The organism is Herbaspirillum sp. (assembly GCF_035644555.1).
Lineage (GTDB): Bacteria > Pseudomonadota > Gammaproteobacteria > Burkholderiales > Burkholderiaceae_D > Herbaspirillum.
On the sequence record NZ_DASQOH010000044.1, the window covers coordinates 35647 to 52850 of the forward strand.

15 protein-coding genes are annotated in these 17204 nt (G+C 62.6%); all 15 read left to right on the forward strand.

Going from position 1 to position 17204, the window contains the following annotated elements; translation table 11 throughout:
• Positions 1-149 precede the first annotated feature (149 nt).
• The 15 genes from VE092_RS11330 to VE092_RS11400 all read left to right on the forward strand — a co-directional run bounded on the left by VE092_RS11330 (position 150) and on the right by VE092_RS11400 (position 17101).
• Positions 150-416 (forward strand): hypothetical protein, encoded by a 267-nt coding sequence (locus VE092_RS11330; RefSeq protein WP_324876753.1) that lies wholly within the window; start codon positions 150-152, stop codon positions 414-416.
• 372 nt (positions 417-788) lie between these two features.
• Complete coding sequence (gyrA, locus tag VE092_RS11335; protein ID WP_324876756.1) at positions 789-3434, forward strand: DNA gyrase subunit A; 2646 nt, start codon at positions 789-791, stop codon at positions 3432-3434.
• Positions 3435-3492: 58 nt separating this feature from the next.
• Positions 3493-4605 (forward strand): 3-phosphoserine/phosphohydroxythreonine transaminase, encoded by a 1113-nt coding sequence (serC, locus tag VE092_RS11340; RefSeq protein ID WP_234294466.1) that lies wholly within the window; start codon positions 3493-3495, stop codon positions 4603-4605.
• A 129-nt stretch (positions 4606-4734) separates the two neighbouring features.
• Positions 4735-5808: a prephenate dehydratase gene (pheA, locus tag VE092_RS11345; RefSeq protein WP_102662249.1), complete on the forward strand. Its 1074-nt coding sequence runs from the start codon at positions 4735-4737 to the stop codon at positions 5806-5808.
• Positions 5809-5847: 39 nt separating this feature from the next.
• A complete protein-coding gene (locus VE092_RS11350; protein WP_324876761.1) occupies positions 5848-6735 on the forward strand; it encodes a prephenate dehydrogenase in 888 nt (295 codons plus the stop codon).
• Positions 6736-6812: 77 nt separating this feature from the next.
• The gene (gene aroA / locus VE092_RS11355; RefSeq protein WP_324876763.1) at positions 6813-8144 is read left to right on the forward strand and encodes a 3-phosphoshikimate 1-carboxyvinyltransferase; all 1332 of its coding nucleotides are present in this window, start codon (positions 6813-6815) and stop codon (positions 8142-8144) included.
• Between the two features lie 58 nt (positions 8145-8202).
• Entirely contained in the window at positions 8203-8871 is a 669-nt protein-coding gene (cmk, locus tag VE092_RS11360) for a (d)CMP kinase (protein ID WP_006462117.1), read from the forward strand.
• Positions 8872-9086: 215 nt separating this feature from the next.
• On the forward strand, positions 9087-10802 hold the full coding sequence (gene rpsA, locus VE092_RS11365; protein ID WP_077235498.1) for a 30S ribosomal protein S1: 1716 nt from the start codon (positions 9087-9089) through the stop codon (positions 10800-10802).
• A gap of 13 nt (positions 10803-10815) precedes the next feature.
• On the forward strand, positions 10816-11121 hold the full coding sequence (locus VE092_RS11370) for an integration host factor subunit beta (protein ID WP_006462119.1): 306 nt from the start codon (positions 10816-10818) through the stop codon (positions 11119-11121).
• Positions 11122-11439: 318 nt separating this feature from the next.
• A complete protein-coding gene (locus VE092_RS11375) occupies positions 11440-11766 on the forward strand; it encodes a LapA family protein (protein ID WP_324876767.1) in 327 nt (108 codons plus the stop codon).
• Between the two features lie 16 nt (positions 11767-11782).
• Positions 11783-12958 carry a lipopolysaccharide assembly protein LapB gene (lapB, locus tag VE092_RS11380; RefSeq protein ID WP_324876769.1) on the forward strand — a complete coding sequence of 392 codons (1176 nt, stop codon included), beginning with the start codon at positions 11783-11785 and terminating at the stop codon, positions 12956-12958.
• 49 nt (positions 12959-13007) lie between these two features.
• Positions 13008-14387, forward strand: a complete 1380-nt coding sequence (locus tag VE092_RS11385) for a UDP-glucose/GDP-mannose dehydrogenase family protein (RefSeq protein ID WP_324876771.1) — start codon at positions 13008-13010, stop codon at positions 14385-14387.
• 1 nt (position 14388) lies between these two features.
• Entirely contained in the window at positions 14389-15324 is a 936-nt protein-coding gene (rfaE1, locus tag VE092_RS11390) for a D-glycero-beta-D-manno-heptose-7-phosphate kinase (RefSeq protein ID WP_324876773.1), read from the forward strand.
• 129 nt (positions 15325-15453) lie between these two features.
• Complete coding sequence (locus VE092_RS11395; RefSeq protein ID WP_324876775.1) at positions 15454-15858, forward strand: helix-hairpin-helix domain-containing protein; 405 nt, start codon at positions 15454-15456, stop codon at positions 15856-15858.
• A 271-nt stretch (positions 15859-16129) separates the two neighbouring features.
• Complete coding sequence (locus tag VE092_RS11400; protein ID WP_324876777.1) at positions 16130-17101, forward strand: sensor domain-containing diguanylate cyclase; 972 nt, start codon at positions 16130-16132, stop codon at positions 17099-17101.
• The last annotated feature ends 103 nt before the right edge of the window (positions 17102-17204 follow it).

The following is a 17204-nucleotide window of genomic DNA, read 5'->3' on the forward strand; positions in this document are numbered from 1 at the left end:
CGGGTGAGATATCCGCAGATAAACTGCGCTACAAGATTACGACATCAAAAAATGAATAATATCATGTGTTCAGGTCGTCACCGGCCCTTGTTCCATGGGGCTAGTAATGAACTTAGCCGCCATTCTGCCACACGGATTGCCCTTGAGCGATGCTTGCCAATTGGTCCAGACAACGTTTTTGGGACTGTGTTGTTTCTTCGCAACGGGATATTTTTGGACCGTTTTTGTTCCGTCTGCGGCTGAAAATCCCCGTTTTTTTCAAGAAAATCCTTATTTTTCATACAGTTCGCGCATTTTCGCCGTGGCAAGTAGTTGTCATTTTCTCTGAGGCATCCTTGCCGGTGCTCATGATGATTTTTATTGTCGAGGCCGGTGCCGCAGATGAACTGGGGAAATCTTTCCTCATGTTGGCATGACGGCATCCTGCAGGAGCATCGTCGGTGGGCGATGCCGGGCGGCAATCTCCCGTGGGGATTCGCGAGGAATGATGGCTGCGCTTGCCGGCGGGCAGTCCGCGTTCCTCGGAAGTCGGCTGGGCCTCTAATATATATAGCGAGTGGTGCGCGGAGGTCGGCCGCTCTCGCAGGCTGGGAGCGGCTGGTAGGGGCGGGGCAGGGTTTCCCGGTGGCGCCGGAAAGGGCCCTCGAAGCGGGCCGTTGGAGGCGTTTTGAGGGCGGTTGACGGGCTTTTGACCCTCCCGGCGTGCTAGAATGCACTGTTCTGATCAGTCCAAGGGCCACGCCCGCCCGGCAGGATTTTCTGGCCGGGAAACATCTTTCGACTCTCCAATGGATCAATTCGCTAAAGAAACCATCCCCATTTCCCTCGAAGAAGAGATGCGCAAGAGTTACCTCGATTACGCCATGAGCGTGATCGTGGGCCGGGCACTGCCGGACGTGCGCGATGGCTTGAAGCCGGTGCACCGCCGCGTGCTGTACGCGATGCACGAGATGAACAACGTCTGGAACCGTCCCTTCGTGAAGTGCGCGCGCGTGGTCGGTGAAGTGATGGGCAAGTATCACCCGCACGGTGACGCGTCCATCTATGACACCCTGGTACGCATGGCCCAGGACTTCTCGCTGCGCTATACCCTGGTCGACGGCCAGGGCAACTTCGGTTCCATCGACGGCGACGGCGCCGCAGCGATGCGTTATACCGAGTGCCGCCTGGACAAGATCTCCAACGAACTGCTGGCCGATATCGAGAAGGAAACCGTCGATTTCGTGCCCAACTACGACGGCAAGGAAAAGGAACCTTCGGTCCTGCCTACCCGTATCCCCAACCTGCTGGTCAACGGCTCCTCCGGCATCGCCGTGGGCATGGCCACCAACATCCCGCCGCACAACATCACCGAGGTGATCAACGGCGCGCTACACCTGTTGGCCAACGAGCATTGCACCATCGATGAACTGATCGAACTGGTGCCGGCACCTGACTTCCCCACCGGCGGCATCATCTATGGCGTCTCCGGCGTGCGCGACGGTTATCGGACCGGGCGTGGCCGCGTGGTCATGCGCGCCAAGACCCACTTCGAAGAGTATGGCCGCGAAGGCCGCATCGCCATCATCGTCGATGAGCTGCCCTACCAGGTCAACAAGAAGGCCCTGCTGGAACGTATCGCCGAGCTGGTGCGCGACAAGAAGCTCGAAGGCATCTCCGACCTGCGCGACGAGTCCGACAAGTCGGGCATGCGCGTGGTCATTGAATTGAAGCGTGGCGAAGTGCCCGAGGTGGTGCTGAACAACCTCTACAAGCAGACCCAGCTGCAGGACACCTTCGGCATGAACATGGTGGCCCTGGTCGATGGCCAGCCTCGCCTGCTGAACCTGAAACAGCTGCTGGAATGCTTCCTGTCGCACCGTCGCGAAGTGGTTACCCGTCGCACCGTGTTCGAACTGCGCAAGGCGCGCGAACGTGGTCACGTGCTGGAAGGTCTGGCCGTGGCACTGGCCAACATCGATGACTTCATCGCCATCATCCGCGCCGCACCGACGCCGCCGATCGCCAAGGCCGAGCTGATGTCGCGCGCCTGGGATTCGTCCATGGTGCGCGAGATGCTGGCCCGCGCTGGCGAAGCCAATGAAGGCGGCATCGAAGCCTTCCGTCCGGAAAGCCTGCCGGCCCATTACGGCATCCAGTCCGATGGCCTGTACAAGCTCTCCGACGAGCAGGCCCAGGAAATCCTGCAGATGCGTCTGCAACGCCTGACCGGCCTGGAGCAGGACAAGATCGTCAACGAATACAAGGACGTGATGGCGCAGATCGCCGACCTGCTGGACATCCTGTCCAAGCCGGCCCGCGTGACCGCCATCATCACCGACGAACTCAACGCTGCCCGCAACGACTACGGCATCGGTGCCAAGGACGAGCGTCGCTCCACCATCGAGCACAACGCCACCGACCTGGCCACCGAAGACCTGATCACGCCGCAGGACATGGTGGTCACGCTCTCGCACACCGGCTACATGAAGTCGCAGCCGGTCTCCGAGTACCGTGCACAGAAACGTGGCGGACGCGGCAAGCAGGCCATGGCGACCAAGGATGACGACTGGATCGACCAGCTCTTCATCGCCAACACGCACGACTACATCCTGTGCTTCTCCAACCGTGGCCGCCTGTACTGGCTGAAGGTCTGGGAAGTGCCGCAGGGCTCGCGCAACTCGCGCGGCAAGCCCATTGTCAACATGTTCCCGCTGCAGGATGGCGAGAAGATCACGGTGATCCTGCCGGTGTCGGGGGCCAACCGCAGCTTCCCGGATGACCGCTATGTCTTCATGGCGACCAGCCTGGGCACGGTCAAGAAGACCCCGCTGTCGGACTTCTCCAACCCCCGCAAGGCCGGCATCATCGCGGTCGACCTCGATGAAGGCGACTTCCTGATCGGCGCCGCGCTGACCGATGGCGCCCACGACGTGATGCTGTTCTCGGACGCCGGCAAGGCCGTGCGCTTCGATGAAAACGATGTCCGTCCCATGGGCCGTACCGCCCGCGGCGTGCGTGGCATGAACCTGGAAGAAACACAGCAGGTCATTGCCCTGCTGGTGGCCGAGAATGAGCAGCAGTCGGTGCTCACGGCTACCGAGAACGGCTTCGGCAAGCGTACCCCGATCACCGAGTACACCCGCCATGGCCGCGGCACCAAGGGCATGATCGCGATCCAGACCAGCGAGCGCAACGGCAAGGTGGTCGCGGCCACGCTGGTGGATTCCACCGACGAGATCATGCTCATCACCACCGGTGGCGTGCTCATCCGCACCCGCGTCTCGGAGATCCGCGAGATGGGTCGTGCCACCCAGGGCGTGACCCTGATCGCGGTGGAGGACGGCACCAAGCTGTCCGGCCTGCAACGCGTGGTCGAGTCCGATGTGGAAGACGTGATGGACGGCGAGAATGCCGAGGGTGCCGGCAGCGAAACTCCTGCCGCTGGCGAGTAAAGCAAGTCCCGGGCGGCTGGCGACATGCCGGCCGCCTTTTTTGATGGCGAACGCAGAAATGGTTTATAACTTTTCCGCCGGACCGGCGGTATTGCCCAAGGAAGTGCTGCAGCAGGCAGCCGACGAGATGCTGGACTGGCATGGCAGCGGCATGTCGGTCATGGAGATGAGCCATCGCGGCAAGGAGTACATGTCCATCATCGAAGCCGCGCTGGCCGACGTGCGCGCGCTGATGAACATCCCCGCCAACTACAAGGTGCTGTTCCTGCAGGGCGGGGCGATTGCCGAAAACGCCATCATCCCCATGAACCTGGCGGCCCTGCGTTCACCGGCCGGCAAGCACGAAGCGGGTGTGGCCGACTACATCAACACCGGGTCCTGGTCGACCAAGTCGATCAAGGAGGCAGGGCGCTACTGTACCGTCAACGTGGCGGCTTCCTCGGCCGACCGCAAGTTCGCCAGCATCCCGGCGCGCAGTGACTGGAAGCTCTCGCGCAATGCCGCCTACGTGCACATCTGCAGCAACGAGACCATCGACGGCGTCGAATACCAATACACTCCCGAGGTGGCCGCCGATACCGACGGCGCGCCGCTGGTGGCCGACATGTCCTCGCACATCCTCTCGCGCGAGGTCGATGTCTCGAAGTACGGCGTCATCTACGGTGGTGCCCAGAAGAACATCGGCCCGGCCGGCGTGACCATCGTCATCGTGCGCGAAGACCTGCTGGGTCACGCGCTGCCGTTCTGCCCCTCGGCCTTCGACTGGAAGATCGTGGCCGACAACGACTCCATGTACAACACCCCGCCGACCTACGCGATCTACATCGCCGGCCTGGTGTTCCAGTGGATCAAGCGCCAGGGTGGCGTGGCCGCGCTGGAAGCGCGCAACATCGCCAAGGCCGGGCTGCTCTACGGCTATCTGGATAGCACCGATTTCTACAGCAACCGGATCGCAGCGGATTGCCGTTCCCGCATGAACGTGCCGTTCTTCCTGCGCGACGAGTCGCTCAATGACACTTTCCTGGCCGGCGCCAAAGAGCGCGGCCTGCTGCAGCTGAAAGGCCACAAGTCGGTCGGCGGCATGCGTGCATCGATCTACAACGCGATGCCGATCGAGGGCGTACAGGCCCTGGTCGATTATCTGAAAGACTTCGAAAAGCAGCACGGTTGAACCGCACCTGACCGGGCAGCCTGCCCGTGCGGTGCCGGCCTTCGGCCGTGCGCCATGCCAACGCCATGCCAAGAGCGCCGCAGCCCGGTCTTCGCGCCGGGACGCGGCTGCAGACACTGAAAGAGCAAGATGAGTGACGACAAGTTGCTGCCCCTGCGCCAGAAGATCGATGCCATCGATGCGCAAATCCTCGACCTGCTGAACCAGCGCGCCCGCGTCGCGCAGGAAGTGGGTCACGTCAAGGCCGAGACCAATGCCCCCGTGTTTCGCCCCGAGCGCGAAGCCCAGGTGCTGCGCCGCGCCGCCGACCGCAATCCCGGCCCCTTGCTGGGAACCGATATCCAGACCATCTTCCGCGAAGTGATGTCGGCCTGCCGCGCGCTGGAAAAGCGCGTGGTCGTGGCCTATCTCGGCCCCGAAGGCACCTTCAGCGAACAGGCGGTGTACCAGCAGTTCGGCCACGCCATCGAAGGCCTGCCCTGCGTGTCCATCGATGAAGTGTTCCGCGACGCCGAAGCCGGTACTGCCGATTTCGGCGTGGTGCCCATCGAGAATTCCTCCGAAGGCGTCATCAACCGCACCTTGGATCTGCTGCTGCAGACCACGCTGACCATCAGCGGCGAAGTGTCCATCCCGGTGCATCACAGCCTCATGACCGCTGACGGCAAGATGGAGGGCATCACCCGCATCTGTGCGCACTCGCAGGCCCTGGCCCAGTGCAATGCGTGGCTGAATATGAACTACCCTTCCATTGAACGCCAGGCGGTGGCCTCCAACGCCGAGGCGGCGCGCATGGCAGGTGAAGACAAGAGCGTGGCGGCCATCGCCGGCGAGATCGCCGGGCAGAAGTACAACCTGCAGACCGTCAACGCACACATCCAGGACGACCCGCACAACCGCACCCGATTCGCCATCATCGGCCGTCTGCGTACGGCGCCCTCCGGCCGTGACCAGACTTCCATCGTGCTGTCGGTGCCCAACAAGGCGGGGGCGGTCTACAACCTGCTGGCACCACTGGCGCGTCATGGCGTGTCGATGACGCGCTTCGAGTCGCGCCCGGCCCGCATGGGTGCGTGGGAATACTATTTCTACGTCGACCTGGAAGGTCACGAGCAGGACGAGAAGGTCGCCCAGGCACTGGAGGAACTGCGCCAGAATGCCGCCTTCTTCAAGCTGCTGGGTTCCTATCCGCTGGGCCTGTAAGTGCCGGCCGTCCTGACACCTTTACCGTCCGAGTCCACCGTGTTCAAGAAAGTCGTCATCTTCGGCGTGGGCCTCATCGGCGGCTCGTTTGCCCTGGCGCTGCGCCGTGCCGGCCAGGCCGCCCACATCGTCGGCGTCGGTCGCTCCCCGGCCAGCCTGGAGCGCGCCCGCGAACTGGGTCTGATCGATAGCGTTGCCACCGACCCGGCGGCCGCAGTCGATGGGGCCGACCTGATCCTGCTGGCCGCCCCTGTGGCCCAGACCGAAGCCATCCTGTCTTCCATCGCGGCGCACCTGGCACCGCAGGCCATTGTCACCGACGCCGGCAGCACCAAGGGCGACGTGGTCGCCGCAGCCCGCAAGGCGCTGGGTGCGCGCATCGGCCAGTTCGTCCCGGCCCATCCGATCGCCGGGCGTGAGCAGCATGGTCCGGAAGCTGCCCTGGCCGACCTCTACGAAGGCAAGAAGGTGGTCATCACCGCCTTGCCCGAGAATGCCGCGCAGGACGTGGAAACGGTCGCCGCCGCCTGGCGCGCCTGTGGTGCCGTCATTCACCGTCTTTCGCCGCAGGAGCATGATGCGGTGTTCGCCTCGGTCAGCCATCTGCCGCATGTGCTGGCCTTTGCGCTGGTGGACGATATCGCCGCCAAGCCGCATGCGGACACGCTGTTCCAGTATGCGGCCAGCGGTTTTCGCGATTTCACCCGCATCGCCGCTTCTTCGCCCGAGATGTGGCGCGACATCACGCTGGCCAATCGCGATGCCCTGTTGACCGAAGTCGATGCCTATCTGGTGCAATTGCAGGCCATCCGCGAGATGATCGCCAATAGCGATGGCCCCGCGCTGGAACAGGTCTATGCCAGCGCCCGCGATGCGCGCCAGCAATGGGCTGCCGCCATCGAGGCCGCCGAGCGCAAGGGTGGCTGAGGCCGCGCTCCCAGCAGAATAATGAAACTTTGCGTGCCGCTGCGGCGGCCCGATTCATCCACCGAAAACGAATCACGATGAAACAGCCTTCCTACCCCCGTCATATCGACCTGGCTCCGGTGCACCACGTGCAAGGCACGGTCAAGCTGCCCGGCTCCAAGAGCATCTCCAACCGCATCCTGCTGCTGGCGGCGCTGTCCGGCGGCACCACCCGCATCTTCGACCTGCTGGCCTCCGACGATACCCTGGTCATGCTGATGGCCTTGCAGACCCTGGGCGTGAAGTGGGAGCAGATCGAAGGCACCCAGGATTACATCGTGCATGGCGTCAACGGCGTGCTGCCGGTGCACCAGGCCGATCTCTTCATGGGCAATGCCGGTACCGCCATCCGCCCGCTCACCGCCGCGCTGGCCGTGCTGGGTGGCGACTACACGCTGCACGGCGTGCCGCGCATGCATGAGCGCCCCATCGGCGACCTGGTCGATGCCCTCAATGCGGTGGGCATGCGCATCGACTACACCGGCAACCCGGGTTATCCGCCGCTTCATATCCGTCGCGGTCAGTTGACGTCCTCGCGCATGAAGGTGCGCGGCAATGTGTCCAGCCAGTTCCTGACCGCCTTGTTGATGGCCGCGCCCTTGATGGCGCGCGAAGAGGCGATGCAGATCGACGTGGTCGGCGAGCTCATTTCCAAGCCCTACATCGAGATCACCCTGAACCTGATGCGCCGCTTCGGCGTCGAGGTTGAGCGTGATGGCTGGCAACAGTTCATCATCCAGCCCGGCCAGCACTACCGCAGCCCGGGCAGCATCCACGTCGAGGGCGATGCCTCCTCGGCGTCCTATTTCCTGGCGGCCGGCGCCATCACCGGCGGCCCGATCCGGGTCGAAGGGGTGGGCCGCGACAGCATCCAGGGTGATGTGCGCTTCGTCGAGGCGCTGCAGCAGATGGGGGCCACCATCACCATGGGGGAGAACTGGATCGAGGCCTCGTCCAACGGCCCCCTGAAGGCCATCGAAGCCGATTTCAACCATATTCCCGATGCCGCCATGACCATCGCCGTGGCCGCGCTCTATGCCGACGGCCCCAGCACCTTGCGCAATATCGCCAGCTGGCGTGTCAAGGAAACCGACCGTCTGGCTGCCATGGCCACTGAGCTGCGCAAGCTCGGCGCCGAGGTGGAGGAGGGCGCCGACTACCTCAAGGTGACGCCGCCGGCCGAGATCGGCAGCGCCGCCATCGACACCTATGACGACCATCGCATGGCCATGTGTTTCTCCCTGGCATCGCTGGATGGTGCATTGCGGCGCGGCAACCGGGTGCGCATCAATGACCCCAAATGCGTGGCCAAGACCTTCCCGGATTACTTCGACGTCTTCAAAAAGATTGCCGAGCAAACCTTGATCTGATAAACCCTGTAGTAACGAGAAATTGCACTAAATTATTCACTGATAAAGGGTTCAGGCCATGGAAAAAGCAAAGATACCGGTCATCGCCATTGATGGTCCCACCGCCTCGGGCAAGGGTACGGTGGCCCAGAAGGTGGCCCAGCAACTGGGTTTCCATTACCTGGATTCGGGCGCGCTGTACCGCCTCACGGCGCTGTCCGTGCTGCGGCGCGGCATCGCCCTGGACGACGAGCATGCGCTGGCCAAGGCGGCCGAGCACCTGCACTGCCATTTCGATGGCGCCCACATCTTCTTGGCCAATGAGGACGTGACTCAGGCCATCCGTGCCGAAGAGGTCGGCAATACCGCTTCCCGCATCGCCGCCCTGATCACCGTGCGCCAGGCCTTGTACGGCCTGCAGTTGTCATTCAGGAAATCCCCCGGCCTGGTGGCCGATGGTCGCGACATGGGTACCGTCATCTTCCCCAACGCCCGTCTGAAGGTGTTTTTGACCGCCAGTGTGGAAGCGCGCGCCACAAGACGCTATAAGCAATTGATTGACAAGGGTTTTTCTGCTAATATCGAAGACCTCTCCAGAGATTTGAAGGAGCGTGACGAACGCGACATGAGTCGCTCGTCGGCCCCCTTGAAGCCTGCGGAGGGCGCATATCACCTGGATACATCCGACATGACCGCTGACGAAGCGGTGCAGCAGGTACTCAGCTGGTACGCTGCCCTGGGGCATTGAAAGCGCTTGCATCTGCTTGAAAAAGCGCTTTTCGCTGCCATCATGGGCAAGTCCTTGTTGTACCCGTAGTGCCATTGGTGCCCGGCAGATGCAAAGTCTGACGGGTGTTGATAAACCTAACCCAGTATCCATGTCATCGGCGGCAACGCAGACGGCAGTGCAAGTCGGGACGATTGCATCGTACGGATACCGGCCAATCTTTCTTACTTTCTTTTATGTCTACCACTACCGTTATCGCTGCAGGTGTTGATACCTCCAGCGAATTTGCTGCTCTGTTTGAAGAATCGCTGTCGCGTCAGGACATGCGTTCGGGTGAAGTCATCTCGGCAGAAGTCGTGCGCCTGGATCACAACTTCGTGATCGTCAACGCCGGCCTGAAGTCGGAAGCATTCATCCCTGTTGAAGAATTCAAGAACGACAACGGCGAAGTCGAAGTCAACGTCGGCGACTTCATCTCCGTTGCGATCGAATCGCTGGAAAACGGCTTCGGCGACACCATCCTGTCGCGCGACAAGGCCAAGCGTCTGGCATCGTGGCTCTCGCTGGAAAAGGCGATGGAGTCCGGCGAGATCGTCACCGGTACCGTCAATGGCAAGGTCAAGGGCGGCCTGACCGTTCTGACCAACGGCATTCGTGCCTTCCTGCCGGGTTCGCTGGTCGACACCCGTCCGGTCAAGGACACCACCCCGTTCGAAGGCAAGACCCTGGAATTCAAGGTCATCAAGCTGGATCGCAAGCGCAACAACGTGGTTCTGTCGCGCCGTGCCGTGATCGAAGCCTCCATGGGCGAAGAGCGCGCCAAGCTGATGGAAACCCTGAAGGAAGGCACCGTCGTCACCGGTATCGTCAAGAACATCACCGACTACGGTGCGTTCGTTGACCTGGGTGGCATCGACGGCCTGCTGCACATCACCGACCTGGCATGGCGTCGCGTGCGTCACCCGTCGGAAGTGCTGTCGGTTGGCCAAGAGATCACCGCCAAGGTCCTCAAGTACGATCAAGAGAAGAACCGCGTCTCCCTGGGCGTGAAGCAACTGGGCGACGATCCGTGGACCGGTCTGTCGCGTCGCTACCCGCAAGGCACCCGCCTGTTCGGCAAGGTCACCAACCTGACCGACTACGGTGCATTCGTGGAAGTCGAACAAGGCATCGAAGGCCTGGTGCACGTCTCCGAAATGGACTGGACCAACAAGAACGTGGCCCCGAACAAGGTTGTCCAGCTGGGCGACGAAGTCGAGGTCATGGTTCTGGAAATCGACGAAGAGCGTCGTCGTATCTCCCTGGGCATGAAGCAGTGCAAGCCGAACCCGTGGGACGACTTCGCCATGAGCCACAAGAAGGGCGACAAGGTCAAGGGTTCCATCAAGTCGATCACCGACTTTGGCGTCTTCATCGGCCTGCCGGGCAACATCGACGGTCTGGTGCACCTGTCCGACCTGTCCTGGACCGAAGCTGGCGAAGAAGCCGTGCGCAAGTTCAAGAAGGGCGACGAGCTGGAAGCCGTTGTTCTGGCCATCGACGTGGAACGCGAGCGCGTCTCCCTGGGCGTGAAGCAACTGGAAGGCGACCCGTTCAACAACTTCGCCGCCCTGAACGACAAGGGTGCGTTGGTGACCGGTACCGTCAAGTCGGTTGAGCCCAAGGGCGCCGTGATCCAGCTGAACGACGAAGTCGAAGGCTACCTGCGTGCATCCGAAATCTCCCGCGACCGCGTGGAAGATGCCGGTACCCACCTGAAGGTTGGCGATTCCGTCGAAGCCCTGGTCATCAACATCGACCGCAAGGCTCGCAGCATCCAGCTGTCGATCAAGGCCAAGGACAACGCCGAGACCCAGGAAGCCATGCAGAAGATGTCGGCTGACTCCAACGCTGCTTCGGGCACCACCAGCCTGGGCGCGCTGCTGAAGGCCAAGCTCGACAACAAGAACTGATCTTCCGGTCACGATGACGAAGTCGGAGCTGATCGCCCGTCTGGCTGAGCGTTATCCGCAACTTGTCGCCAAGGATGCGGATTACGCGGTCAAGACCATCCTCGATGCCATGGTCGACGCACTTGCGACCGGCCAGCGTATCGAGATCCGTGGTTTTGGCAGCTTCGCGCTCAACCGCCGTCCGCCGCGTATCGGCCGCAATCCCAAGTCTGGCGACAAGGTGATGGTTCCCGAAAAACGGGTGCCGCACTTCAAGCCCGGCAAGGAATTGCGCGAACGCGTCGATGCGATGGTCGGCCAGCCAATCCGCGAGGATTGAACCGGCTTGGCCTGTGACCAGGCAGTTCTTGTCGCCAGCTTCATTGATGGCGATGTCAGGCTGCAGTAATCGTTGGCGCCTTGCACCTGCCCAGCGCACGCTGAGCGGGTGTAAAGGCAGATCAACAAAATGAACGGCATCTTTGGATGCCGTTTTTTTTCACGTACAATCCGCATTTGACCTGGATTGACCTGGAAAGCGAGCGAAACAGGCCCGATTTTTCCGGCCAGCGCAATAATTGCGATCCGGCACGCCCCGCCGCGAGGTGCGCAGGCGGCCTTCCGGGCAGCACACTGACCCGCCAGAAAGGATTACGCCATGAAAATACTCTCCCGATTGATCGCGGCCATCCTGTTCGTGTTCTTCTTTTTCTTCGCCCTGCGCAACACCCAGGAAGTGACCATGCACTTCTTCCTCGGCTATGAGCGCAGCGACCCGCTGGTGCTGGTCCTGCTGGCCTTCTTCGTGATCGGTGCGGTGCTGGGCGTATTGGCCATGGCACCCCTGGTCCTGCGCCATCGCCGCGAAGCCGCGCGCTACAAGAAGACCCTGGCCCAGATCCAGAAGGCGCAGGAAGAACTGGTCCAGGCACAGGCCCAGCCGCCACAGCCAGACAGCGTGATCACCGCGCAGCACATCCTCTAATTGCCCCTCTCTCTTTATGGAATTTGAATTTTGGTGGTTGCTCGGCATCCCGGTCTTCTTCGGACTCGGATGGATTGCCGCGCGGGTCGACATCAACCAGTTGCTGTCCGAATCGCGTACTCTGCCACGCGGCTATTTCAAGGGCCTCAACTTCCTGCTCAACGAGCAACCCGACAAGGCCATCGACGCCTTCATCGAAATCGTCAAGCTGGACCCGGAAACGGTAGAACTGCACTTTGCCCTGGGCAATCTGTTCCGCCGCCGCGGCGAGACCGAACGCGCCATCCGCGTGCACCAGAACCTGCTGGCGCGCCCGGACCTGCCGGCCGAGCACCATGGACATGCCCTGTATGAACTGGGCCAGGATTATCTGAAGGCCGGCCTGCTGGACCGCGCCGAGGAAACCTTCAACAAGCTCATCGACACCCCCTACAGCGCCCAGGCCGGCCGCGCCCTGCTGGAAATCTACCAGCGCGAGAAGGAGTGGACCCGCGCCATCGCCGCCGCCGAGATCCTGCAAGCTACCGGCGCCGGTGGCCGCCAGCGCGAGATCGCCCAGTTCTATTGCGAACTGGCGGCCGACGAACTGGTACGCACCAATACCGATGCCGCCATGGCCCTGCTGGAGAAGGCCCTGGCCGCCGACCGCAAGAGCGTGCGCGCCACCATGCTGATGGGCGATGCCTTGCGCGCGCGGGGCGATATCGAAGGCGCACTGGAAACCTGGCGCCGGGTGGAGCACCAGAGCGTTCCGCACACCGCCCTGGTGGCGCAGCGCCTGATGGATGGCTACCTCGCCGTGGGCCGGCCGCAGGAAGGGATCAACCTGCTGCGCGCCTACCTGGCCGAAGCGCCGTCCATCGATTTGCTGGAAGTGGTCTTCAAGGCCGTCCTCGACGCCGACGGCATCGATGCCGCCAACGTCCTGGTCAGCGACGAACTGCGTCGCACACCCACGCTGCTGGGCCTGGACAAGTTCCTGGAAGCCCGCATGATGAGTGCGCCCCAGACCGTGCGCCCCGAGCTGGCGGTGGTCAAGACCCTGGTGCATGGCTATACCCAGAAGCTGGCACGCTACCAGTGCAGCCACTGCGGTTTCAAGGCGCGCCAGTTCTATTGGCAATGCCCGGGCTGCAGCCAGTGGGAGACCTATCCGCCGCGCCGCACCGAAGAACTGAACGTGATGAACTGAACGTGATGAATCAAGGCCGCATGGCCGTACCTGAAACTCTGGATCTACCATGAAAATCACCATCATCGGCACCGGCTACGTTGGCCTGGTGACCGGCGCCTGCCTGGCCGAACTCGGCAACGATGTGTTCTGCCTGGACCTCGACCAGCGCAAGGTCGACATCCTCAACAACGGCGGTATCCCCATCCACGAACCCGGCCTGGAAGAAGTGGTGGCGCGCAACCGTGCCGCCGGCCGCTTGCAGTTTTCCACCGACGTGGCCGCCAGCGTGGCCCACGGGGATATCCAGTTCATCGCGGTAGGTACTCCGCCCGACGAAGACGGCTCGGCCGACCTGCAATACGTGCTGGCCGCCGCTCGCAACATCGGCCGTCACATGGAAGGCTTCAAGGTGGTGGTGGACAAGTCCACCGTGCCGGTGGGCACGGCTGACCGCGTCAAGGCCGCCATCGCTGAGGAGCTGGCACAGCGCGGCAAGGCCGCGGCCGGTTTCTCGGTGGTTTCCAATCCCGAATTCCTCAAGGAAGGCGCGGCCGTAGAAGACTTCATGCGCCCCGACCGCATCGTCATCGGCCACGACCAGAGCCCCGAAGGCTTGCGCGCCCAGACCCTGATGAAGAAGCTCTACGCGCCCTTCAACCGCAACCACGAACGCACCTACTGGATGGATGTGCGCTCGGCCGAATTCACCAAGTACGCCGCCAACGCCATGCTGGCCACGCGTATCTCCTTCATGAACGAGCTGGCCAACCTGGCGGACCGGGTAGGTGCCGATATCGAGTCGGTGCGTCACGGCATCGGTTCCGATCCGCGTATCGGTCACAGCTTCCTGTATGCCGGCTGCGGTTATGGTGGCTCCTGCTTCCCCAAGGACGTGCAGGCGCTGGAGCGTACCGCCCGCGACTACGACCAGGAACTGCTGATCCTGCAGGCCGTCGAGCGCGTCAACGACCGCCAGAAGCACGTGCTGGGCAAGAAGATCGTCACCCGCTTCGGCGAGGATCTGAGCGGCAAGCATTTCGCGATCTGGGGCCTGGCCTTCAAGCCCAATACCGACGACATGCGTGAAGCGTCGTCGCGGGTGCTGATCGGCGAACTGGTACGACGTGGCGCCAGCGTGGCGGTCTACGATCCGGTGGCCATGAAGGAAGCCGGCCGCGTGCTGGAACTGGACTTCGCCGACGATACGCAGCTGCTGCAGAAGATCCGCTTCGCCGCATCGCCCAATGACACCCTGCAAGGCGCGGATGCACTGGCCATCGTCACCGAATGGAAGGCCTTCCGCAGCCCCGATTTCGAACGCGTCAAGGCGACCCTGAAGCACCCGGTCATCTTCGATGGCCGCAACCTGTTCGACCCGCAGCTCATGGCCGACAGCGGCATCGAATACTACGGCATCGGCCGCACTCTTCAAGCACGTGGACAATAATATGAACAAGGATTTCTCTTCCGCCTGGGGCTCGGCCCGCATCCTCATCGTCGGCGATGTCATGCTGGACCGCTACTGGTTCGGCGAAGTCAACCGCATCTCTCCCGAAGCCCCGGTTCCGGTGGTGCGCGTGGAGCGCCGCGAAGAGCGCCTGGGTGGCGCCGCCAACGTGGCACGCAATACGGCCAGCCTGGGGGCCAGGACGGCGCTGCTGGGCGTCACCGGCGACGACGAACCGGCGCGCGTGATGGAGAGCATGCTGGGCGAAATGGGTATCGACAGCCATCTGAACCGCGACCCCAGCATCGCCACCATCGTCAAGCTGCGCGTGATCGGCCGTCAGCAGCAGCTGGTGCGCATCGACTTCGAAGAGGCGCCCACCGATACCGTACTGCGCGACAAGCTCACCCAGTTCAACTCGCTGGTGGCCGATTACGACGTCATCGTCTTTTCCGACTACGCCAAGGGCGGGCTGGTCAACGTCGCCGAGATGATCGCCACCGCGAAGAAGCTGGGCAAGCGTATCCTGGTCGATCCCAAGGGCGACGATTTCACGCCCTATGCCGGCGCCTCCATCCTCACACCCAACAAGTCGGAGATGGTGCGCATCGTCGGCCAGTGGAAGAACGAGGAAGACCTCACCGCACGCGCCCAGAAGCTGCGTACCGAACTGGGCCTCGAAGCCTTGCTGCTGACCCGTTCGGAAGAAGGCATGAGCCTGTACCGCGACGGCGAAGTCACTCACTTCCCCACCATGGCGCGTGAAGTGTTCGACGTCTCCGGCGCCGGCGACACCGTCATCGGCACCCTGGCCGTGATGCTGGGCGCGGGCGCATCCCTGGTCGATGCCGTCACCATGGCCAACCGGGCCGGTGGCATCGTGGTCGGCAAGCTCGGTACGGCCACGGTCACCCGCGAGGAATTGCTGGCGGGATGATTTGAGGACACTTTTCTAGCGGGATTACTGTCAACAGGTGGATTCGACCTTCGTTGAGCAAGGGCAGGGCACTTCCGGGTGCGCTGCCCTTTGTTTTTTCCTCAACCCAGAAAGTCGAAAGGATGCATCATGTTCAAGAAAACCCTGTTGTTCATGCTCAGCTTCTTCGTCGCCAGCGGTCTCGCCCTGGCCGAGGTGGACGTCAACAAGGCCGACCAGGCAGCGCTCGATGGCGTACGCGGGATCGGTCCCTCCATGTCCCGGCGCATCCTGGACGAACGCCAGAAAGGCGGTAGCTTCAAGGACTGGAGTGACCTGCAGGCAAGAGTCAAGGGCATCAAGGACAAGGCCGCCGCCAAGCTTTCGGCCAACGGCCTGACCGTCAATGGTCAGGCCAAGACAGGCTCGGCGGCCGCACCGGCGGCGGCCAAGCCGACCAAGTCAGTCAAATCCCCGCAGGCTGAGAACAAGGGCCGGGAGCCGGCAGGCAAGGCCGACAAGATGGGTGAGGAGCAGCCCGCCGCCAGGAAGTGACCGGCGCTCTCTGCTGACCTGGGACCAGCCTTCGCAGCAAGGAGATCCACAGGGCGGATAGCCGTGGCGCCAGGCCGTATCGGTGCTGGTAGACAGCGGGTCGGGACCGGGGAGCCCGGCTGTTTCCAGCCACTGCCGAAGCAGAACGCCCACTGCGGCAGGAGGCTTTTCGTGCGCGCAACTAAATCTTGTTTCTCGAAAAATTTGGGGTTAAAGTGAGCCGCAGCCCGCCGTTAACCTTGGCAACCACATCTACCCGCGTTGATGAATCATGAGAATTGCCGAGCTCCCCGCCAATGAAGCTGCCCGCATCGACGCGCTGCATTCGCTGCGCATCCTCGATACGCCAAGGGAAGAGCGTTTCGACCGCCTGACCCGACTGGCGCGTCGGCTGTTCGATGTACCGATGGCGGTGGTGAGCCTGGTGGACGTGCATCGCCAATGGTTCAAGTCCTGTGTCGGCCTGGGGGACGCCAGCGAGACCTCACGCGACATTTCCTTCTGCGCCCACGCCATCCTGAGCGAAGAGATGACCATCGTCCCCGACGCCCGGCTCGATGCCCGCTTCGCCGACAATCCGCAGGTCACCGGCGAGCCTTTCATCCGCTTCTACGCCGGTTGTCCCATCAAGAGTGAGAGCGGCTTCTCGCTGGGTACCTTGTGCCTGGTCGATACCGTCCCGCGCAGCTTCGATGTCGATGAGCAATCCCTGCTCCGGGACCTGGCCGCCATGGTCGAGCAGGAGCTGGCCGCAGTGAAGCTGGCTACCATCGACGACCTCACCGGGGTATCGAACCGGCGCGGCTTCGAGGCGCTGGCCCGGCATGCCCTGGCCACCGTCAGACGCGTCGGCCATGCCGCCTGCATGCTCAATTTCGACCTGAATCATTTCAAGCAGATCAACGACCGCTTCGGTCATGCCCAAGGCGACCAGGCCCTGATCGATTTTGCCGGCCTGCTCATGACCACGCTGAGGGAATCCGATGTCATCGGACGCCTGGGCGGCGATGAATTCGCGGTTTTCCTGACCAATACTGCGTTGGCCGACTCGGAGGTGGTCCTGGCGCACCTCGCGCAGGCGGTGCAGGCCTTCAATGAGAGCGGCCAGCGCCAGTATCGGCTGGACTACTGCGTCGGCGCGGTGCAATACGATCCCGCCCGGCATGCCGACCTCGACGCCCTGCAGCGCGACGCCGACGCCGCCATGTACGAACGCAAGAAGGCGCGTCGCGGCACGGCCTGATCCCCTCACCGGAAGGCGGGCGGCGCCGGTGCATGCAGGCAAAGGCGATACAGCGGTGGAAATAGCTTAAAATGCCCCCCTGAGCCAAAAAGCCGACCGCAGC